Origin of the sequence: Cognatishimia sp. 1_MG-2023 (assembly GCF_030548175.1) — a bacterium.
In the GTDB taxonomy this organism is placed as follows: domain Bacteria; phylum Pseudomonadota; class Alphaproteobacteria; order Rhodobacterales; family Rhodobacteraceae; genus Cognatishimia.
This window is the reverse complement of sequence record NZ_JAUORX010000002.1, coordinates 101,145-121,237: the sequence shown is the minus strand read 5'-3', so window position 1 is coordinate 121,237 and position 20,093 is coordinate 101,145. Positions and strand designations below refer to the sequence as shown.

The window sequence follows — 20,093 nt, the reverse complement described above, 5'->3', positions numbered from 1 at the left end:
CTCAATCTGTCAGATCTGTGAAGAGATTATCGTTTTCGACGAAATCGACCATGTTCTCCTCAATAGTTCCCGCATTTATGTCTCGAACCTCGACCTTACCATCCCCATAACCGATCACAACTCTGTCACATATGTCGATAAATAGGCCATTTTCGACAACGCCTGGCATCTGATTCAAAATCATAGCCATTTGACGCGAGTCACCAATCCGCTTTAGATGCAGGTCAAGGATGTGATTGCCTTCGTCCGTCACAAACGGGCTATCACCGTTCATACGTAAGGATGCTGAGCGTCCCATGACGTCCATAGATACAAGTGTTTCTTCGATCAAAGCCTGTGTTGTCTGCCATCCGAATGGGATGACTTCGACAGGCAACGGAAAGGCGCCAAGTGTTTCAACTTCTTTGCTCACATCGGAAATCACAATCATCTGGTCAGATGCGGTCGCTACGATCTTTTCTTGTAACAAAGCGCCGCCGCCGCCTTTGATCAAATTCAAATCGGCGTCAAATTCATCTGCGCCGTCAATCGTTAGATCAAGCCATTTCGCGGCATCCAGGCTGATAACCTCGATACCAACATCGCGAGCCAATTGAGCCGTACGTGTCGATGTAGGAACACCTCGGATTTTCAGCCCTTCTTCACGGACCAATTCACCAAGACAACGAACCATCCATGCTGCTGTCGATCCGGTACCCAAACCGACCCGCATACCGTCTTCGACGAATTCTACAGCTTTCTTTGCAGCAACAAATTTGGCCTTATCAATCGGTGACAGGTCTGAGGGCATAGGGCGACTCCGTAAATTCCAGTTTCAGGGGTTATATGAAAGTTATCAGCGCGGCGCGAGGGGCATTTATACAAAGTGCAAACGTACAATGAGTTATCGTCAATAGGACGCCTATTTCTTTCGAACCCTGCCCGAAATAGATCAAGATATGTCGCTTATGTTCTTGCTCTTGCACCGTTACACGTGTTTCCTATAGGAAACACGCAAAGAGATACGCCAAGTTAGGAGCACTCGGATGTTTTTGTCAGTCTTTGACATGTTCAAGGTGGGTGTTGGGCCATCTTCATCTCATACAATGGGGCCAATGGTGGCTGCAGCGCGTTTTCTAGACCTCATGCGCGCAAGCCCGTTCGAATTTCACGGGCTAAAAGCAAGCTTGCATGGATCATTAGCATTTACCGGCATTGGGCACGCAACAGATCGCGCAACCATTCTGGGCCTCGCAGGATTTTCTCCTGATACATATGATAATGACAAGGCAAACGCCGCACTGAATGACATTCACACGCAGGGCATAGTCCGGCCAATCGACTTACCCGCACTACGCTTCAATCCCAAAACAGACCTGCTGTTCGATTTTGGCCCCGCACTTTCAGGGCATGCGAACGGAATGATCCTAATGGCGACCGACAAACAGGGCGACGTCATATTACAGGAAACATACTATTCAATTGGCGGCGGGTTTGTTGTTACCGCAGATGAGTTGAAAGAAGGGAAGACTTCGGATGAAGGCCCTCCAGTGCCTTACCCATTCAAATCGGCTCTGGAAATGCTTGAAATGGCCGAGCGAAGCGGCAAATCCATTGCCGACATGAAACGCGCGAACGAGCACTCACGCGGTGGTGCCGCGCAATTGACGACGGGTTGCAAACGAATCTGGGATGTCATGAACGCCTGCATCGAACGTGGTTTAAGGACGGACGGCATTTTGCCAGGCGGGCTAGAGGTTCGTCGTCGCGCAAAACCGATCTACGATTCCCTATTGGCAGAACGCGGTATGAACCTATCGGCCCCTCACACCATCAATGATTGGATGAGTGCCTATGCCATGGCCGTTAACGAAGAAAATGCTGCAGGTGGTCAGGTGGTCACTGCCCCAACGAATGGAGCCGCAGGCGTTTTACCAGCTGTCATTCGTTATTGGCTTGATCATGTGCCAGGGGCAACCACGTCTAGAATTGACGAATTTCTACTAACTGCCGCCGCGATCGGAGGGCTTGTCAAATTCAACGCGTCTATTTCTGGCGCCGAAGCAGGCTGCCAAGCAGAAGTCGGTTCAGCGTCAGCAATGGCCGCAGCTGGCCTTTGTGCTGTGATGGGTGGAACGCCTGCGCAAATTGAAAATGCTGCAGAGATCGCACTAGAACATCACCTTGGTATGACCTGCGACCCGGTTAAAGGGCTGGTGCAAGTCCCCTGCATCGAACGCAATGGCCTCGGTGCGATCAAAGCCGTTTCCGCAGCATCGTTGGCCCTGCGTGGCGATGGGGAACACTTCGTCCCATTGGATTCGGTTATTGAAACGATGCGGCAAACAGGTGCTGATATGCATGAGAAATATAAAGAGACGTCTCTTGGAGGTTTAGCCGTCAACATTCCGAATTGCTAAATCTATCAGTTCATCGCCGCAAAGACGCATCCATCGCTTAGTAGCAAGGGCGGGGTTATACATAGCCCGCGCGCGACCTTATATGCATTGAGAACTTTGGGGACATATAAGCGTGTTTCAGGAAAAGGCGGCACACCGCCATGATCGCGCACGGCGCCCTCACCTGCGTTATAGGCAGCAAGAACGACTATTGGATCATCGTTATATTTGCTCATCAATGTATCTAAGAAGCGAATACCGCCCTTAATATTGTCCGCAGCATCCAAGGCATTCGCCACTTCGAAGCGAGCTGCAGTAGCGGGAACAAGTTGCATTAACCCTTGGGCCCCAGCAGAGCTAACCGCTGAAGGATTGCCAGAAGACTCTACATATATAACGGCAAGCGCTAATGCTGGTGATACCTTTGTCCCGACGCTGGCGATCAAAATATCTCGGCCAAAACGTTGCACAATGTCTTGAAGATCCTGCAGGCGAGGGCTTGATAAAGAAGACTGCGCTGCGCTGGAATTCACCAGACTAAGCGCATCATCAAGACGGCCGGGGCCCATATTTTCTAGCGAGTCGTCAAGCTCTGCCCAAAACCAATCTGTTGGTGTTGCACTCGTTATGCCCGCCTCTGCAATTGCTTTAGATAATTCGGAATCATCTGTTGCTTGAGGATGAATAGGCGCAACGGCAGGATTCGCGCGTTCTTTTATTTGGACCTGAATGCGTTTCGTCGCCCCTTTTGAAGGTGGCTTAAGACGTTTTGCTTCAAATTCCGGGAAAGGCTTTGGCGTTTTCTCTTGAGAAACCGCATTGGACGGCCCGAATCCTAAGAAAATCGCAACGCATATTACTAAAAAAGGACGAGTGGTCATTTTAACCAACATTTTTTGGACTGCTCTACCAGCTAAATACAGGATTCCACTATCAATGTCTGCAAATCACTCTCACCAAAGGCAGTTTTAGGCCCAAAAAGCTCTCCTTAGGGTGGAAATATTACTGTTATAATTTGGCTCCAAACATAAAATGCAAATTTATTAATTATTAAAATCATTTACTTTCAATGCCTTATGAAATTCCTTGCCATAAAAGTTAATGCGCTAGAAATCGCACCATTCCTGCCCAAATCGTGCCCCATTCTAAGGGCTATATATGCTCATACCAAGTCGAGAACAGGCCAACAGAGAGAGACGGCCACTCAGGGCTCGACACGGTGAAAACTGAAATTCAAATGATCCTATGGAGGGACATACCATGATGAACTTTATCAAAAACTTCCGCAAAGACGAAAACGGCGCAGTAACAGTTGACTGGGTTGTTCTTACAGCGGCAGTTGTTGGTCTTGCAGTAGCAGCGTACTCTGGCATCCAAACACAGACTGCGACACTTGCAGGTACGATTGATGACGTTGTTGGCGCAGAGTCCACAAACCACGCCGGTGACATCACTGCACTGTCAACGACTGCAAGCGGCTCTTAATTTCCGCTTCGCATAGCGAAGATAGCAGAAGGCGCACCTAAATTGGTGCGCCTTTTTTCAGGTAGCTCCCCATTCGCTTCTACAACACGCAGTAGCAAAAATGGTTAGGTCGCACCTTGTTGATTGGAGGTCATCCGATGCGTAATCAGTTTAGTAAATTTCTTAGAGACGATAACGGCGCGGTCACTGTAGATTGGATAGTTCTTGTTGCCGCCCTAGTTGGCTTGGCCGTTGCAGTCAGCACAGCGGTTAGCTTGCATACCGCACAATTAGCAGGCTCAGCTGTCAATGCCATCGAAACGCAAGATGCTGCTCGCGTTATCCCGGAAGCCACAGGAAGCTAACGTCGCATAATATTAGCTCTGAATAAGCCCAGAAATCATCTTATTTAAGCCAAACTTCGCACCTAGAATGGCTAGTAAATCTAGTGCAATGCACAGAAACAACTGAGGTAAAGATCATGCGAGCAATGTTTTTAGCCGTTTTACTTGTCGGCCTCGGCCTCGCCGGTTTCGCCGTCCATATGGCGCAAAATTACGTCGGGCAATATCAATCAGCATTGGATAAAGAACGCCAATCACGCAAACCAGTGATCGAAACAACAGATATTTTTGTCGCCAATGCGTCGATGAAATACGGACAAAAGCTTGATCCAGAACAGGTCGTAGCGATCAAGTGGCCTAACAATTCGATGCCAAAAGGCGTTTTCTTGACTAAGGAAGAACTGTTTCCAAGCGACAACGCAAAGCCACGTCTTGTTATCCGGCCCATGGAACCTGGCGAGCCAATCATGGCGATAAAAATCACGGAACCGGGGGAAAATGCCGGCCTGACTACCCAGCTGGAAAAGGGAATGCGTGCATTTGCAATCCGAGTTGACGTTGCTAGTGGTGTTTCAGGGTTTCTGCGCCCGGGTGATCGAGTAGACGTGTATTGGACAGGCTCGGCCGAACGTAGCGACGACGAAGGTAGCAATAACTTCACAAGACTTATTCAAGCCGGTGTCCACCTAGTTGCAATCGACCAAAACACAAATGTTGAAGGCGTCCATGGAACAATCGCGCGCACCGTGACAGTGGCGGTCGAACCCCAACAAGTAGCTGCATTGGCTCAAGCCCAGAATTCAGGTCGGTTGTCGCTCGCTCTTGTAGGCGCTCTTGATGACACCGTTGCCGAAGCAATCGAAGTTGATCAATCCACTCTTCTAGGCATTGTTCGAGAAGAAAAAGTCGTCGAAGCACGTGAAGTTGAGAAGGTTTGCACCATTAAGACACGTCGTGGTGCAGAAGTTGTAGAGATAGCCATTCCCTGCTCAAACTAAACCTAATCAGTAGGTTAGAGATGCGCCTCCACCGTGGGGCGCATATTCGTTTCTAAATACTGTTGCTCGACTTCCACATGCATTGGGCCTGCGAACCCTTTGATTCTTGCAATAAAATGTAAATTGGCGCACATTGACCGGAACGCGGACGAAAAGATCCGTACCCGAGGCGTGATCGGAGAGGCAGGTCACATGAATTATCGTAGAATTATCAAGGCGGCCCTATTGGGAATGACCGTCGCAGTATCACCAGTTGCTAGCAATTTTTTGGTAGCAGAAACCTTGCGCGTGGTGCGAAATGGAACAGGATCGCTATTAAGTGTTCCTATGAACCGCGCCGTTGTGGTTGAAAGTGATACCCCATTCGCAGAATTGAGCATTGCCAACCCAGCAATCGCTGACATCTCGACTTTGTCGGATCGAACAATCTACGTTCTGGGCAAATCACCAGGCACGACAACGCTAACCTTACTCGATGCGTCAGGCCAACTTATCACGAATGTAAATGTTCGTGTCGCGGCTGACATCAGTGAATTCAAAGAGCGGCTGCAGCAGGTTCTTCCGAACGAGAAGATTGATGTGCGGACAGCGAACGATGGGATTGTTCTTTCTGGAACAGTATCAAGTTCGCAGCGCTTGCAGCGGGCGCTTGATTTAGCAGAGCGGTATGCTCCTGAGCGGGTCTCAAACTTGATGACTGTCGGCGGCGTGCAGCAAGTTCAACTTAAAGTCCGGTTTGCTGAAATGGAACGTTCTGTTTCCAAAGCTCTGGGTGCTTCTCTGAACGGTACCGTGAACGGAAACGGTTTAAGCACAGGGACTTATCTTGCCCCTGGAAATGCTCAAGCCTTAGCTGACGGGGACCCCATCGCTCTGAAAGCCGGATCGCTTGGCGCATTCCAATTTGGGATTAATGCTGGGGCCATCCAGCTCAACGTACTTCTGGAAGCGCTTGAAACACGTGGCATGGTTCGCTCACTAGCAGAGCCAAACTTGATTGCCCTTTCTGGACAGCAGGCTACTTTTCATGCTGGTGGTGAATATCCTGTCCCTGTAGCACAGGACGACGGCAAAATCTCCGTTGAATTCAAACCGTTTGGCGTTAGCTTACAATTTGTTCCTCGTGTTATCGATGGCGACCTGATCAACCTCGAGCTTAACTCTGAGGTATCTGCACTGGACGTCGCAAACGGATTTACAGACGGCACGTTTACCATCAACGCCTTCTCTTCGCGCAAGACGTCAACAACCGTTGAACTTCGCGACGGTGAAAGCTTTGCAATTGCGGGCTTGCTAAAGGACGACTTCCAAGATCTGAATTCGCAAATCCCTTGGCTTGGCGACATACCGGTCCTAGGTGCGCTATTCCGCAGTGCCGACTATCAGCGGAACCAAAGTGAGTTGGTCATCATCATTACAGCTCACCTTGTGACGCCTACACGTGGCGAAGCTATTGCATTGCCCACTGATCGTGTGAAACCACCGTCAGAAAAGGACCTGTTCCTATTCGGGCAAATCTCCAAAGACAATAAGCGCTTGCGCGGTGCAGCCGGTGAAGTAGCCAAACAAGACTTTGGCGGCGCATATGGCTACGTGCTGGAGTAATTGAGGAGTATGCAAATGAACAATGGTTTAAAGGCACTGCTCTTGTGCACAGGTCTAGCGGCCTGTGACGACGCCAATTCAACCTTTCCAACTATCTTTCAAGAAGCTGGAGCAAATGTTGATGCACATGGGACGTTCGGTGCGGCGACAACAAACAACTTAGCGATCCAAAATGGCAGCAAAAGCTATACGATCAACCTAGCAAATCGTTTTGCTGACGAAGTGACAAACACCGTAAACTTTGAATTCAATTCAGCACAGCTGGATGAAAATTCACGGGCCACACTTCGCCGTCAAGCCGACTGGATCAAACAATTCCCAGAAGTACGTTTCCGGGTCTTTGGCCACACTGATGCTGTTGGTTCCCAACAGTATAACAAGTCATTGGGGCTAAGACGTGCGCGCGCTGTTGTTGCGTATCTAAGCAGCCAGGGTATTAGCCGCAGCCGCCTAGAAGCTGTTGTTTCATTCGGTGAAACACAGCCGCTGATCAATACTCAAGAGCGTGAGCGTAAAAACCGCCGTACGATTACAGAGGTATCTGGTTTCGTAGATGCGCATCCAAATGTTCTAGATGGGAAGTACGCTCAGGTAATCTACCGCGAATACGTTGCAAGTGCCGTTCCCCTACCAACGGGTGCAGTTCCTACGATTAACAGTAGCGAATAAACGACTTTTACCAAGCTATAATCACACAAAAGGCCCGCAACTTTGTGGGTCTTTTTGGTTTTAGAACGAAGTTTATTGTCTCCAAATCAGCACTAACAAGCCATTTGCCACCTAAAAGTCGCAGCATACCGCACAATTACGGCTTTTTAGCCCAATTCTCGCCCAACTTGGGCGTCACAAATCTTCCATCAGGATGATTGTATCCCACCCGAGTCGGATACAGGCAGCTCCAAAGAAACCGGCCAAACTGAGATCGGTATAGGGGCAGTCAACGTCTAAGGATGTGAAGGCTATGACGAGTAGTATGAAAATCGAAACTGATCCCAACGCGATCTTGGCCTGCACGGTCTGTCGTGATGTGCAGAACTTCGATCTTTTGATTGTCGACATGGAAGAGGTCATGGGCGAACAATGGGGCGACCTTGGTTTCGAGGATGCGTTGCAGTTCTTCGACCAGCCTGAAGCCAACGATCTTGAATTCATTGCTTTGGCGATCGATGACTTGGATGAAGATGATCCAGAAGTCCTGAAAAGAATAGTTATTGCAGCAAAAGAAAAAGGCATACGGACCCTTTTGATTGCTGAAGACGTGACCCCATCCCTATTGCATCAACTACTGCGCATGGGTGCGGATGAGTTTATCCCCTACCCACCCCCATCTGGCGAGCTGCTAGAGGTCGTAGAGGCTATTCGAAAAGCTCCGACAGCAGAGGAATCCGAAACCCCAGCCCCTGTTGAGCAAGAAGCGCCGACGCAACAAGTTACGATTCCAACAGGCGCTCCGCATGCACAAGGTGTAATCATTGCGACCCATGGGCTGTCAGGTGGATCTGGCTCTACAACTCTTGCGGTAAATCTGGCCTGGGAACTCGCAACTGTTTCTAAAGATAAGCCACCGTCAGTTTGCTTGATTGATTTCGACTTACAATTTGGATCGACGTCGACCTATCTAGATCTTTCTCGTCGGGATGCTGTTTACGAATTGCTTACTGATACCGAAAGCATGGACAGCGATAGCTTTGCTCAAGCGCTACAGAAATATGATGACAAGCTAAACGTATTAACCGCGCCAACCGACATTCTACCGCTGGATTTGATCACCAATGAAGACGTCGAGCGGATCTTAGATGTGGCATCCCGACACTTTGATTTTGTTGTGGTTGATATGCCTACCACGGTCGTTCAGTGGACAGAAACCGTTCTAACAAAGTCGCATGTGTATTTCGCAACGCTCGAAATTGATATGCGTTCGGCGCAAAATACAATGCGGATGAAGCGGGCGCTTCAGGCAGAAGATTTGCCGTTTGAAAAGCTACGCTACGTCTTGAACCGCGCACCAAAATTTACGGACCTATCCGGTAAAGCCCGTGTAAAACGCATGGCCGAAAGCCTTGGTATCTCGATTGACGTCCTTCTGCCAGACGGTGGAAAGCAAGTGATGCAAAGCGAAGATCACGGTCAACCACTTGCACAACTGGCCTCAAAGAACCCGCTTCGAAAAGAGATCGCGAAACTCGCGCAGTCCCTCTTTGAGCTCGACGAAGATAGCAGCCAAGCGGCTTAAGGGAAAAACAATGTTTAGCAGATACAAAAAAGACGCAAAGGCCAATCCAGTCCAAGCCAAGACCGCGCCAGTTGCGCCAACAGCTGCGGCTCCCGCAGCCGAAAGCGTTACACTACGTAAACCGGTAAAGCTGGAGCGTGCAAAAGCTTCTGCCAGTGATAAAGATCGCAAACGGAAAGAGCGGCTTGCAGAGATTAAGCTAGAGCTACATCGCGAGTTGCTGGACAACTTGAACCTTGCGGCACTTGAAAAGGCTAGCGAGGCGGACTTGCGCAGTGAAATCACTTCGATTTCAACTGAGGTGCTACAAGAGCGTGCAATCGTCCTAAACCGTCAAGAGCGCGATCAGCTTTTCAAAGAACTTTACAACGAAGTTACGGGTTTAGGTCCACTAGAGACCTTGCTGCAAGATGACTCCGTGAACGATATTCTGGTGAATGGTCCGCAGCAGATTTTCGTGGAACGCTCCGGTAAACTTGAACTCACTGACATCACGTTCAAGGACGAAAAACACCTTTTGCGGATTATTGATAAGATCGTTTCCGCAGTTGGCCGCCGTGTTGATGAATCCAATCCATATGTCGATGCACGCTTAGCAGACGGTTCGCGTTTCAACGCAATGGTTCCACCAATTGCGGTTGATGGTTCTCTGGTTTCAATTCGTAAGTTTAAAAAAGACAAACTTGGCATTGATGACCTGGTTAACTTTGGTGCCTTTTCCGAAGAGATGGCAGCATACCTGCAAGCCGCAGTTGCGACACGGCTCAACGTCATCGTTTCAGGTGGTACTGGTTCTGGTAAAACCACAACTCTAAACGCTCTGTCCTCATTCATCGACAACGCCGAACGTATTCTTACAATCGAAGACACAGCGGAACTTCAGCTGCAGCAAACGCATGTTGGCCGAATGGAAAGCCGTCCGCCGAATGTCGAGGGAAAAGGCGAAGTATCCCCGCGGGATTGCTTGAAAAACGCTTTGCGGATGCGTCCAGACCGCATCATCGTTGGTGAGACCCGTGGCGAAGAAGTTATTGATATGCTGCAAGCCATGAACACCGGCCACGATGGGTCAATGACAACGATTCACGCCAACTCCGCACGTGATGGCGTCTCGCGTTTAGAAAACATGATTGCAATGGCTGGGATTGAGATGCCGCTCAAGGCGGTACGGTCTCAAATCTCCTCTGCTGTAAACTTGATTGTACAGGCATCGCGTTTGCAGGACGGTTCGCGCCGCATGACGTCGATCACGGAAATCACCGGAATGGAAGGCGATGTTATTTCCATGCAAGAAATCTTCCGTTTCCAGCGCACCGGCCTAACACCTGAAAACAAAATTATTGGCCACTACACCGCAACCGGTGTTCGTAGCCACTTCTCAGAACGGTTCCGCATGTGGGGCTATGACTTGCCAGCTCACATTTATGAACCCACAGTAGGATAAGCGCAATGCCCATTAGCCCAGAACTCCTGATCTACGGTCTGATCTTTGTCGGCGTCCTCGTGTTGGTCGAAGGCGCTTATCTGACGATTTTCGGTAAATCTATCAGTCTAAACAACAAAGTAAGCCGCCGCTTGGAAATGCTAGAACGCGGCACAGCGCGGCAAGATGTTCTTGAGCAATTGCGCAAGGAAATGGCGCAACACGCCAAATCCCGCTCAATTCCGCTATATTCCATGCTGGCTGCAAAAGCTCAAAGAGCAGCAATCGCGTTTTCCCCTAAGCAATTAATGCTGATGATGCTTGTTCTCGCAGCCGTTGCCTTCGTTGGGCTAACAATTGGTACAGCTTCTGGCCCAGCAACAAATGCAGTGATCTCTGCAGTGATGGGAATTGGCGGTGTTTACACGTGGATCAGCATCAAAGCGGGCAAGCGTATTTCAATGATCGAAGAGCAATTGCCGGATGCTATCGAATTAATGGTACGTAGTTTACGTGTTGGCCACCCCTTCTCTTCAGCCATTCAAATTGTTGCGAAAGAAACACCAGATCCGCTGGCAACCGAATTTGGGATCATCGCCGATGAAAATGCCTATGGCCGTGACGTTGGTGAATCACTCAAAGAAATGGCCGAGCGGTTAGACATGCAAGATATGCGTTTTCTCGCTGTTGCTGTTTCAATCCAACAACAATCGGGTGGTAACTTGGCCGAAATCCTAGCGGGTCTATCCAAAGTTATTCGCGCACGATTCCGTCTATTCCGCCGTGTAAAGGCGATCACAGCCGAGGCGAAATGGTCAGGAAAATTCCTATCGGGTTTTCCGGTGGCTGCTCTGATCTTCATCAACTTGTCAGACCCACACTACTATGACGAAGTCGCACCTCATCCTTGGTTCATTCCCGGGTGCATTGCGGTAGGGCTCTTCCTAGCAGCGAACTTGTTCGTAATGCGTGTACTAACCAACATTAAAGTTTGAGGCGTTAAAGATGGCATTTTTTGATACGGTAGCAGATCTTCTAACTGGCGCTCTTGGACCTTTCGGGCCAATCATTGCAGTCGGTGGTATTGGCATCATGATCATAGCGTTTGCTATTATCTTAATGATGCAAGACAAAAACGACCCCATGGCACGCTTGAACAAAGTTGGCCGAGAGGGCACGTCGAATGCCGCGGCGAACTCAAATAAAGAGAAGCTACGCCGCGCGTCGGAAAACCAGAAGCTGGCTAAGTATAAATCGTTTTTGGAACCTCAGAATGAGGAAGAGCTGTCTTCCATTCAAATGAAACTGCTTAAAGCCGGCTATCAATCAAAAGATGCGGTCCGTGCGTTCTACTTGGCGCAATTTTCTTTAGGTATTATTGGGCTGGTTTTGGGTGTTGTATACTACCTAACGGCCCTTGATCCTGACACAGCAACAACGCAGCAAACGTTGATGTTTGTTCTTGGCCCAGGTGCTGCAGGATACTTCTTGCCAAAGTACTGGATTACCCGTCGAATCGAAGAGCGCAAAGAAGAAATTATCAACGGTTTCCCAGATAGCTTGGATATGATGCTTGTATGTGTTGAGGCTGGGCAGTCTTTGGATCAAGCTATCGTGCGCGTTGCCGGAGAGCTCCGTGCAAGCTATCCCTCTTTGGCGCAAGAATATGAAATCGTTGCCCACGAAATGAAAGCGGGTAAAGATAAAACAACCGTTATGAACGACATGGCAGAGCGTTGCGACGTGTTGGATGTGTCGAGTTTTGTAACCGTTATGAACCAATCGGCAGCTTTTGGTACTCCGATCTCCGATGCACTACGTGTTTATTCTGCAGAGATGCGTGACAAACGCGTGATGCGCGCTGAAGAGGCTGCAAACAAGTTGCCAACAAAGATGACCCTTGCAACAATGATGCTGACGGTACCGCCACTTTTGATTATCTTGGTTTCACCATCAGTTATTAACATCACCCAAATGGGACAATAGCGTCAGACAATGTTGCTTAAACGCGCAGCTCTTGTAGCTGTAACCGCAATAACCTGTTTTACTTTGGCCGCCTGCTCGCAAGGCGGCCTAAGTGCGTCTAAGAACAGCCCTTACGCCCCAAGTCGTGACACGCGCGCGCAATCAGAAAGCGGGCTACTCGTTGGTCACCGATTGATGGATGCAGGGGAATACGAGTTGGCAATCCGTGCCTATTCACGTGCTGCGATTGGACAAGGGCTTACATCTGATGTTCTTGCTGGAATTGGTAGTGCAAATCTTGCGTTGGGCCGTTTGGGGCAGGCCGAAAAGACCTTACGCGAAGCCATCGATGCTGACAAAACGCGCCCCGAGTCTTGGAACAATTTGGGAGTTGTTCTAATGGAACGAGGAAAAATCGCAGAAGCTGCACAAATTTTCAAACAAGCTTTCGCGCTCGATAATGGCGAAAGTGACGCAATTCGCGACAATTTACGCTTGGCCCTCGCAAAAATCGAAAACCCAGACTATGATGAGACCCAACTAAAAGAAGAATTCAAATTGGTGCGCCGGGGCAGCAACGATTACCTGCTCCAGAAGACACCCTAGGTTAGAGCAGTAAAGGACGCAGAAAATGCGCCACACTATTTTGATGAGTTTAGGCCTTTGCGCCTCTCTTCTGGTTGCCGCTTGCGAAAAAGCTGGCGACGCGAATGTTGATCGTGCGCTTGAAAGCGTGAATGCCATCGACGAAGCAAACCTGTCAGACATCATGTTGACAATTGCGGACCCGAATGAATCCGTGGCCTACTTCTCTCGGACTTTAAGTGAAAAGCCCGATCGCATTGATATCATGCGTGGCCTTGCGATCTCCTTGATCCGTGCAAAACGACACACAGAAGCTGTAAGCGCATGGCGTCGCGTCGTTAAGCACCCAGACTCAACCAGCAATGACCGTGTTGACCTTGCAGATGCTCTCATTAGATCTGGAAATTGGGAAGATGCCGACGCAGAGCTTGATCAAGTTGCGCCAACCCATGAGACATTCAAGCGCTATCGCTTAGAAGCAATGGTCGCGGATTCCGCCAAAGAGTGGAAAAAAGCCGATAGCTTTTATGAAACAGCAGTTGGCCTTACAACACGGCCATCAGGTGTTTTGAACAACTGGGGTTATTCCAAATTGACCCGCGGAGACTTTACTGCGGCAGAGCGCCTTTTCTTGGATGCCATTAAACAAGACACCAGCTTGTTCACTGCAAAGAACAACCTTGTCCTAGCACGTGCTGCACAGCGAAATTACTCATTGCCAGTGATCCCACTTGAGCAAACAGAAAAAGCCCAATTGCTGCACACGATGGCCCTGTCTGCGATCAAGCAAAGCGATGTGGAAATTGGCAAGGCGCTTTTGCGCGAAGCCATCGACACACATCCACAACATTTTGAAACGGCTGTTCGTAGCCTAAGAGCTTTGGAAGCCACCTAATGCATATCTCTGCTTCGGCGGCGCTATGGTTCTTGCCTTTTGTCGCGCCAATTTGTTTCTACGTTGCCTGGAGCGATATGCGCTCCATGCGCATTCCAAATTACACGGTCGTGGCCTTAACGCTTGTATTCGTGATCGTTGGTTTGATTGCTCTTCCGTTTGAAACTTATCTTTGGCGCTACACTCACCTGATTGCGGTGCTTGTCATAGGTATCCTGTTCAACGCCGCAGGCGTTGTGGGCGCTGGAGATGCAAAATTTGCAGCGGCGGCGGCACCATTGATCGCGGTCCCAGACATTTCCCGCGTTGCGCTGATCTTTGCCGCGACACTCTTAGCGGCATGGGTTACCCACCGGGTCGCCAAGAATAGCCCAATTCGATCCCTCGTTCCGGAATGGGAAAGCTGGTCGAAAAAGAAAGAATTCCCTATGGGCTTGGCCCTAGGTGGCGCACTGACCATCTATTTGGTCTTAGGTGTCTTACAGGGCACCTAACGCAGCACTCCGCTTAAGATTAGTCACCTCAACGAGACGTGCGATTTGCTTTCGCAAGCAAAGGCCGTTGTACTGCCCAATTCCTGCCATGTTCATCCGCATCATAGGGCGCAATCCATTTTGCGTAACGCCAAAGGCTTAACCATGAACATGCCAATGCAACAACCCGCGACCACGGTCATTGCCCCACCTGTCCCCAAACGGCTTGAGGACATGCAATTGCCGATCGTTATGATGCGCGACATCTTGTTAAAGACCATGTTCCGCAAAAACATCGACATGGTTTCAGAGGTTGCCGCAGCCATTTGCCTGCCTTCGGCTGTGACACAAGAACTTATAGATATGGCCCGCGAGCAGCGCTTTCTCGAGGCAACAGGTACCTTAAACGCCAATAACGGCAATGAGATGGGCTACCAACTAACTGACGCTGGAAAACAACGTGCCTTAGACGCTTTGGCACAGTCCGAGTACTTTGGCGCAATGCCCGTGCCCTTGGCCGTTTATGGCGAGCAAATCAAACGTCAATCCATTCGAAATATCCAGGTCACGCGCAAGCAACTGACCGGTGCTATGGGCCATTTGATCTTGCCAGACAGCTTACTTGACCACCTCGGACCTGCTGTATCTGCCGGGCGTTCAATCCTGATGTACGGACCTCCGGGCAATGGTAAATCGTCTATCTCAAACGGTATCCGTGACGCGATGGGCGACAAAGTTTATGTCCCACGGGCAATCGAATATGCCGGTCAGGTTATCACCGTATACGACCCCATCGTGCATTCCAAAGCGGAGCAAGAAATCGACGACCCGAACAGTCTTCGTCGTATCCGTAGTTTTGACAGCCGCTATGTCCGCTGTGATCGCCCAACGGTTATTACTGGTGGTGAATTGACGCTAAGCATGCTGGACTTGGTCTACAACCCAACCGCCCGCACCTATCAGGCCCCTCTGCAGCTCAAGGCGGCCGGCGGGATCTTCATTGTCGATGACCTTGGTCGCCAACAAGAGCCTCCGCAGGCGCTTGTGAACCGCTGGATTGTTCCGCTAGAGGAAAGCCGCGATATCCTTGCGTTGCAATCGGGTGAAAAGTTCGAAACGCCTTTTGATACGTTGGTCGTCTTTTCAACCAACTTCCATCCAAACGAAATTTTTGACCAAGCGGCCCTACGCCGGATCTTCTTTAAGATCAAAATCGACGGCCCAAATCAGGAAGACTTTCTAAAGATTTTCGCAATGGTTGCACGCAAAAAAGGTGTGCCGTTGGATGAGGCGACGTTGATACATCTTTTGCAAAAGAAATACCCTACGATCGACAACATCTACGCAAACTATCAGCCAGTCTTCTTAATCGACCAAATGATTTCAATTTGCGAGTTCGAGGGCATTCCAAATCAGATGTCACCAGACCTGATTGATCGTGCTTGGGCGAACATGTTTGTAAAAGACGAGCAGATTGTAAAATAATAGGAATGCGCCGCCTTTGAGGTGGCGCACATTGCCATCTGTGCAATTTTGGGTCATGACGATTTTATGACCTCTCAAATTAAAGCACTTTCAGTTCATTTATTAACAGCGACCGGCGCCGTTTTCGCCATGCTCGCCATGCTGGCGGCTGTCGACGAAGAGTGGAGCTTGATGTTCCTATGGCTTGTTGTTGCCTTTGCCGTTGACGGAATTGATGGCCCCTTGGCGCGCCGTTACAACGTCAAAAAATTTGCACCCGAATTTGATGGCGTGCTTCTTGACCTAATCATCGACTACCTCACCTATGTTTTCATTCCCGCCTTCGCTCTCTTCAAGTCCGGATTAATGGATGGATGGACTGGTTGGGTCGCGATCATCTTAATCACCTTTGCATCGGCGATGTATTTCGCGGACACCCGCATGAAGACAAAGGACAACTCCTTTTCCGGCTTTCCCGGATGCTGGAATATGCTGATCCTCGTCATATTTGCTGTAGAACCAAACTTTTGGGTCAGCTTAGGGCTCGTAACAGCCTTAGCCGTCGCTATGTTTTTACCGTTACGCTTCATTCACCCTGTCCGCACCGAAAGATGGCGCGCGGTTTCTCTACCGATGGCGTTGGCTTGGACGTTTTTCGCAGGCTGGGCCGCTTGGGTCGATTTCCACCCAGACAGCTGGGCGCATTGGGGGTTGGTCGTGACGTCGGTCTACTTACTTCTTGTAGGCGTCGTTCAGCAAATCATCCCAGAGCGCGGTTAGATTAAAAGGCCTGCTGCTCCTTCGTGGATCAGCAGCGCTACTTTGGTATCAACACCACCCAATCCCGAGAATCCAGTCAGCCTACCCCCTGCTCCCATGACGCGGTGGCAAGGAATAATAACTGGAATTGGATTGCCGCCGCAGGCATTGCCAACAGGCTGTGCGGCGCAGTTCAGTGCCTTGGCAATGTCGCCATATGTGCGTGTTTCCCCTAGCGGGATCTTCAACATTTCGGTGCATACGTCTTGCTGAAATTTTGAACCGGACACTGAAAGCGGCAGATCAAAGGCACTCAATTCTTTAGCGAAATATGCTTTCAGCTGCTCCACGGCTTGATCCAACAATAAGGATTGGCTCTCGCCCTCCCACGTCCAACCAACACTAACAATAGCCCCGCTATCCTCGGTGATAGAGAGCGGGCCAACAGGTGTTTCAAGTGAGGTGGTGTTCATTTGCATGAAGATGCCAAGCGCTTGCGGCAAGCGCAACCCGCGTTATCCCGTGCTCTGAATTGTAGCATCTCTAGAGCGGACAAATTGTATCGATTGGCCACCCTAACAACAGAGCGGCCAATCAAGATCAGTCTTAGGAAAGTGCGTCGTTACAACGTCCGCACGTACCTGGATGTGCGTGACGACCAACATCTGGCAAAATCTTCCAGCAACGCTGGCACTTCTCACCGTCAGCTTTTTCAAACACAACGCCCACGCCTTCGATTTCTGGCAAACGGAAAGCTTCGGCTGGGCTTGGATCACCTGTAAGCACAATGTCAGACGTGATGCAGATATCATCAAAGGCAACAGATTTAAGCGCTTCCAGCACGTCAGCATCCCGAACATGCACGACAGGTGCGGCCTCTAGCGAAGCACCGATCACTTTGTCCGTCCGTTGAACTTCCAGAGCCGCCGTAACAACACGACGCACGCTGCGGACCTTTGCCCATTTCGCGGCCAACGGTTCGTCCAGCCAATCCGCTGGGGTATCTGGCATGTCTACCAAATGAACCGAGGCATTTTCGTCCGTGTACCGCTCCAGCCAGACTTCTTCCATTGTGAAGACCAAGATCGGAGCCAACCAAGTTGTCAAACGCTCAAACAACAAATCCATAACGGTACGCGCCGCACGGCTACGCAGCGTATCACCGTCGCAGTACAACGCGTCCTTGCGAATATCGAAGTAAAACGCCGATAGTTCAACAGTTGCAAAGTTGAACACGGTGCTAAAGACGCCTTGGAAATCAAAGCTCTTGTAACCTTCGCGAACCTTGTGATCGAGCTCGGCCATGCGATGCAATACCCAGCGCTCGAGCTCAGGCATATCCGATGGCTCAACTCGATCCGCATCGTTGAAATCACCCAACGCAGCCAGCAAATAACGCATGGTATTGCGCAAACGGCGGTAGCTGTCGGCCACACCTTTCAGGATCTCAGGGCCAATCCGCTGATCAGCGGTATAGTCTGTCTGAGCCACCCAAAGACGCAGAATATCCGCACCATATTGCTGAACGATCTTCTCTGGAACAATCGTGTTGCCCAAAGACTTGGACATCTTGTTGCCCTTCTCGTCCAGCGTAAAGCCGTGGGTCACAACGTTGCGGTATGGCGCGCGACCGTTGGTGCCACAAGACTGCAGAAGCGAAGAGTGGAACCAACCGCGGTGTTGATCGGTACCTTCCATATAGACATCTGCAATGCCGTCTTTGGTGCCATCTTCACGATCACGCAAAACAAACGAGTGAGTTGAGCCGGAATCAAACCAAACGTCCAAGACATCAAAGACTTGATCGTAATCGTCAGGGTTCGCAACACCATCGAGCATCTTCTCTTTGAAGCCCTCAGAATACCAAACGTCTGCGCCATCGATTTCAAACGCCTCAGCGATCCGCGCATTCACAGTCGCATCGCGCAACAAGAATTCCGGATCAGTCGGCAATAGGCCCTTTTTGGTGAAGCACGTCAGCGGCACGCCCCAAGCACGTTGACGGGACAGAACCCAATCAGGGCGCGATTCGATCATGGAATACAGACGGTTACGACCCGTTTGAGGCCACCACTTTACCTGTTGGTCGATCGAGTTCAGAGCACGATCGCGAATGGTCGTCCCCATCTCGTCTTTGCCGTCGCCTACCGCTTTGTCCACACTTGCGAACCATTGCGGCGTGTTCCGGAAAATAACCGGAGCCTTAGAGCGCCAAGAGTGTGGGTAGCTGTGCTTCACACGGCTCCGCGCAATGATACCACCTGCTTCAACCAGCTTGGCGATCACTGCATTGTTGGCTTTGCCCTCTTTGCCCTTACGGTCAAAGACTTGAAGGCCTGCAAAAAACGGCACGTGATTCAGGAATTCAGATTCCTCACCCACGTTATGCGTCATGCGATCAATCCAGTTGCGCGCAACAAAGCACTCATAGTCTTCTGCACCGTGCGACGGTGCCGTATGCACAAAACCCGTACCGGCATCATCGGTAACGTGATCGCCGTCGATCATCGGTACATCATAATCCCAGAAGCCGTCGGCCCCTTCGAGGCCGTTGAACGGGTGCTTACAGTTCAAGCCATCAAATTCGTTCGCAGCAACATCGCGTACACGGGTAAATTCGGTGACACGAGATTTCTGCAAGCAATCCTCGGCCAACGTGTCAGCAAACACATACAGATCGCCAGGGTTGGTCCAGCTTTCCTCTTCGGTCGCATCAACACGATAGAGACCATAAGAAATCTTAGGGCCGTAAGCGACGGCTTTGTTGGATGGGATTGTCCAAGGGGTGGTTGTCCAGATAACAACGCGCGCCTCGGCCAAGTCGCCCGTGCCATTCTCAATAGAGAACGGAACCCAGATCGTGTGGCTTTGGTGATCGTGGTATTCGATCTCTGCTTCGGCCAGTGCAGTCTTTTCTACCGGCGACCACATCACGGGCTTAGAGCCTTGATACAGCGTGCCGTTCATCAGGAACTTCATGAATTCTTCGGCGATAACCGCCTCAGCATGGAAATTCATGGTCAGATACGGATCTTCCCAGTTACCTGTGATGCCCAGACGCTTGAATTCCTCGCGCTGGATTTTCACCCAGCTGTCAGCGAATGCACGGCATTCCTGACGGAATTCCACAATATCAACGGCGTCTTTGTCTTTGCCTTTTTTGCGATATTGCTCTTCGATTTTCCACTCGATTGGCAGACCGTGGCAGTCCCAACCCGGAACATAGCGTGCATCAAAGCCCATCATTTGATGGCTGCGCACGATCATATCTTTGATGGTTTTGTTCAGCGCGTGGCCAATGTGCAAATGCCCGTTCGCATAAGGAGGGCCATCGTGCAAAGTGAATGGCTCGCGGCCTTCTTTTTCACGAAGGCGGTCATAAACACCAATCTCTTCCCAACGCTTTAGCCATTCAGGCTCGCGTTTGGGCAGACCCGCACGCATTGGAAAGTTGGTTTTTGGCAGGTTCAGAGTTTGTTTATATTCAGGAGTGTCGGCGCACATCAC

19 protein-coding genes are annotated in these 20,093 nt (G+C 50.2%); 15 read left to right on the top strand and 4 right to left on the bottom strand.

From position 1 onward, the window contains the following. Position 1 precedes the first annotated feature (1 nt). Positions 2–790, bottom strand: coding sequence for a ribose-5-phosphate isomerase RpiA (gene rpiA / locus Q4544_RS03575; RefSeq protein WP_303504113.1), 789 nt, complete (start codon positions 788–790; stop codon positions 2–4). Between the two features lie 235 nt (positions 791–1,025). Between rpiA and Q4544_RS03570 the strand changes: the two genes are divergently transcribed. Next, on the top strand, positions 1,026–2,399 hold the full coding sequence (locus tag Q4544_RS03570) for an L-serine ammonia-lyase (RefSeq protein ID WP_303504112.1): 1,374 nt from the start codon (positions 1,026–1,028) through the stop codon (positions 2,397–2,399). A 5-nt stretch (positions 2,400–2,404) separates the two neighbouring features. On the opposite strand, the gene Q4544_RS03565 is transcribed toward Q4544_RS03570, so the two are convergent. Beyond that, positions 2,405–3,271, bottom strand: coding sequence for a lytic transglycosylase domain-containing protein (locus Q4544_RS03565; protein ID WP_303504111.1), 867 nt, complete (start codon positions 3,269–3,271; stop codon positions 2,405–2,407). 367 nt (positions 3,272–3,638) lie between these two features. On the opposite strand from Q4544_RS03565, the gene Q4544_RS03560 reads away from it, so the two are divergent. From Q4544_RS03560 to Q4544_RS03495, 14 genes are all read left to right on the top strand, one after another. Then, on the top strand, positions 3,639–3,863 hold the full coding sequence (locus Q4544_RS03560; protein WP_303504110.1) for a hypothetical protein: 225 nt from the start codon (positions 3,639–3,641) through the stop codon (positions 3,861–3,863). Positions 3,864–4,000: 137 nt separating this feature from the next. Continuing rightward, complete coding sequence (locus Q4544_RS03555) at positions 4,001–4,207, top strand: hypothetical protein (RefSeq protein WP_303504109.1); 207 nt, start codon at positions 4,001–4,003, stop codon at positions 4,205–4,207. A 116-nt stretch (positions 4,208–4,323) separates the two neighbouring features. Further along, complete coding sequence (gene cpaB, locus Q4544_RS03550) at positions 4,324–5,184, top strand: Flp pilus assembly protein CpaB (protein ID WP_303504108.1); 861 nt, start codon at positions 4,324–4,326, stop codon at positions 5,182–5,184. 192 nt (positions 5,185–5,376) lie between these two features. Beyond that, on the top strand, positions 5,377–6,789 hold the full coding sequence (locus Q4544_RS03545) for a type II and III secretion system protein family protein (protein ID WP_303504107.1): 1,413 nt from the start codon (positions 5,377–5,379) through the stop codon (positions 6,787–6,789). A 15-nt stretch (positions 6,790–6,804) separates the two neighbouring features. Next, on the top strand, positions 6,805–7,458 hold the full coding sequence (locus Q4544_RS03540) for an OmpA family protein (protein ID WP_303504106.1): 654 nt from the start codon (positions 6,805–6,807) through the stop codon (positions 7,456–7,458). Positions 7,459–7,750: 292 nt separating this feature from the next. After that, the gene (locus Q4544_RS03535; protein ID WP_303504105.1) at positions 7,751–9,022 is read left to right on the top strand and encodes an AAA family ATPase; all 1,272 of its coding nucleotides are present in this window, start codon (positions 7,751–7,753) and stop codon (positions 9,020–9,022) included. A gap of 10 nt (positions 9,023–9,032) precedes the next feature. Further along, entirely contained in the window at positions 9,033–10,466 is a 1,434-nt protein-coding gene (locus Q4544_RS03530) for a CpaF family protein (RefSeq protein WP_303504104.1), read from the top strand. Between the two features lie 5 nt (positions 10,467–10,471). Then, entirely contained in the window at positions 10,472–11,440 is a 969-nt protein-coding gene (locus tag Q4544_RS03525) for a type II secretion system F family protein (RefSeq protein ID WP_303504103.1), read from the top strand. 10 nt (positions 11,441–11,450) lie between these two features. Next, entirely contained in the window at positions 11,451–12,431 is a 981-nt protein-coding gene (locus Q4544_RS03520) for a type II secretion system F family protein (protein WP_303504102.1), read from the top strand. Positions 12,432–12,440: 9 nt separating this feature from the next. Next, positions 12,441–13,016 (top strand): tetratricopeptide repeat protein, encoded by a 576-nt coding sequence (locus Q4544_RS03515; RefSeq protein ID WP_303504101.1) that lies wholly within the window; start codon positions 12,441–12,443, stop codon positions 13,014–13,016. 25 nt (positions 13,017–13,041) lie between these two features. Then, on the top strand, positions 13,042–13,890 hold the full coding sequence (locus tag Q4544_RS03510) for a lipopolysaccharide assembly protein LapB (protein WP_303504100.1): 849 nt from the start codon (positions 13,042–13,044) through the stop codon (positions 13,888–13,890). Continuing rightward, positions 13,890–14,384, top strand: coding sequence for a prepilin peptidase (locus Q4544_RS03505; RefSeq protein WP_303504099.1), 495 nt, complete (start codon positions 13,890–13,892; stop codon positions 14,382–14,384). The genes Q4544_RS03510 and Q4544_RS03505 overlap by 1 nt, the downstream gene beginning before the upstream one ends. Before the next feature lie 156 nt (positions 14,385–14,540). Further along, positions 14,541–15,848, top strand: a complete 1,308-nt coding sequence (locus Q4544_RS03500; RefSeq protein ID WP_407063030.1) for an ATPase — start codon at positions 14,541–14,543, stop codon at positions 15,846–15,848. Between the two features lie 66 nt (positions 15,849–15,914). Continuing rightward, positions 15,915–16,607: a phosphatidylcholine/phosphatidylserine synthase gene (locus tag Q4544_RS03495; protein WP_303504097.1), complete on the top strand. Its 693-nt coding sequence runs from the start codon at positions 15,915–15,917 to the stop codon at positions 16,605–16,607. Here the strand turns inward: Q4544_RS03495 and Q4544_RS03490 are convergent. Further along, positions 16,604–17,059 (bottom strand): methylated-DNA--[protein]-cysteine S-methyltransferase, encoded by a 456-nt coding sequence (locus Q4544_RS03490; RefSeq protein WP_303504433.1) that lies wholly within the window; start codon positions 17,057–17,059, stop codon positions 16,604–16,606. The two genes, Q4544_RS03495 and Q4544_RS03490, sit on opposite strands and share 4 nt — an antisense overlap. Positions 17,060–17,192: 133 nt before the next feature. Next, the gene (gene ileS, locus Q4544_RS03485; protein ID WP_303504096.1) at positions 17,193–20,090 is read right to left on the bottom strand and encodes an isoleucine--tRNA ligase; all 2,898 of its coding nucleotides are present in this window, start codon (positions 20,088–20,090) and stop codon (positions 17,193–17,195) included. Between the last annotated feature and the right edge of the window lie 3 nt (positions 20,091–20,093).

What these genes read in the sequence shown, in the direction of transcription:
- rpiA (WP_303504113.1), bottom strand. Translation starts at nt 790, where the DNA reads ATGCCCTCAGACCTGTCACCGATTGATAAGGCCAAATTTGTTGCTGCA.
- Q4544_RS03570 (WP_303504112.1), top strand. Translation starts at nt 1,026, where the DNA reads ATGTTTTTGTCAGTCTTTGACATGTTCAAGGTGGGTGTTGGGCCATCT.
- Q4544_RS03565 (WP_303504111.1), bottom strand. Translation starts at nt 3,271, where the DNA reads ATGTTGGTTAAAATGACCACTCGTCCTTTTTTAGTAATATGCGTTGCG.
- Q4544_RS03560 (WP_303504110.1), top strand. Translation starts at nt 3,639, where the DNA reads ATGATGAACTTTATCAAAAACTTCCGCAAAGACGAAAACGGCGCAGTA.
- Q4544_RS03555 (WP_303504109.1), top strand. Translation starts at nt 4,001, where the DNA reads ATGCGTAATCAGTTTAGTAAATTTCTTAGAGACGATAACGGCGCGGTC.
- cpaB (WP_303504108.1), top strand. Translation starts at nt 4,324, where the DNA reads ATGCGAGCAATGTTTTTAGCCGTTTTACTTGTCGGCCTCGGCCTCGCC.
- Q4544_RS03545 (WP_303504107.1), top strand. Translation starts at nt 5,377, where the DNA reads ATGAATTATCGTAGAATTATCAAGGCGGCCCTATTGGGAATGACCGTC.
- Q4544_RS03540 (WP_303504106.1), top strand. Translation starts at nt 6,805, where the DNA reads ATGAACAATGGTTTAAAGGCACTGCTCTTGTGCACAGGTCTAGCGGCC.
- Q4544_RS03535 (WP_303504105.1), top strand. Translation starts at nt 7,751, where the DNA reads ATGACGAGTAGTATGAAAATCGAAACTGATCCCAACGCGATCTTGGCC.
- Q4544_RS03530 (WP_303504104.1), top strand. Translation starts at nt 9,033, where the DNA reads ATGTTTAGCAGATACAAAAAAGACGCAAAGGCCAATCCAGTCCAAGCC.
- Q4544_RS03525 (WP_303504103.1), top strand. Translation starts at nt 10,472, where the DNA reads ATGCCCATTAGCCCAGAACTCCTGATCTACGGTCTGATCTTTGTCGGC.
- Q4544_RS03520 (WP_303504102.1), top strand. Translation starts at nt 11,451, where the DNA reads ATGGCATTTTTTGATACGGTAGCAGATCTTCTAACTGGCGCTCTTGGA.
- Q4544_RS03515 (WP_303504101.1), top strand. Translation starts at nt 12,441, where the DNA reads ATGTTGCTTAAACGCGCAGCTCTTGTAGCTGTAACCGCAATAACCTGT.
- Q4544_RS03510 (WP_303504100.1), top strand. Translation starts at nt 13,042, where the DNA reads ATGCGCCACACTATTTTGATGAGTTTAGGCCTTTGCGCCTCTCTTCTG.
- Q4544_RS03505 (WP_303504099.1), top strand. Translation starts at nt 13,890, where the DNA reads ATGCATATCTCTGCTTCGGCGGCGCTATGGTTCTTGCCTTTTGTCGCG.
- Q4544_RS03500 (WP_407063030.1), top strand. Translation starts at nt 14,541, where the DNA reads ATGCAACAACCCGCGACCACGGTCATTGCCCCACCTGTCCCCAAACGG.
- Q4544_RS03495 (WP_303504097.1), top strand. Translation starts at nt 15,915, where the DNA reads ATGACCTCTCAAATTAAAGCACTTTCAGTTCATTTATTAACAGCGACC.
- Q4544_RS03490 (WP_303504433.1), bottom strand. Translation starts at nt 17,059, where the DNA reads ATGAACACCACCTCACTTGAAACACCTGTTGGCCCGCTCTCTATCACC.
- ileS (WP_303504096.1), bottom strand. Translation starts at nt 20,090, where the DNA reads ATGTGCGCCGACACTCCTGAATATAAACAAACTCTGAACCTGCCAAAA.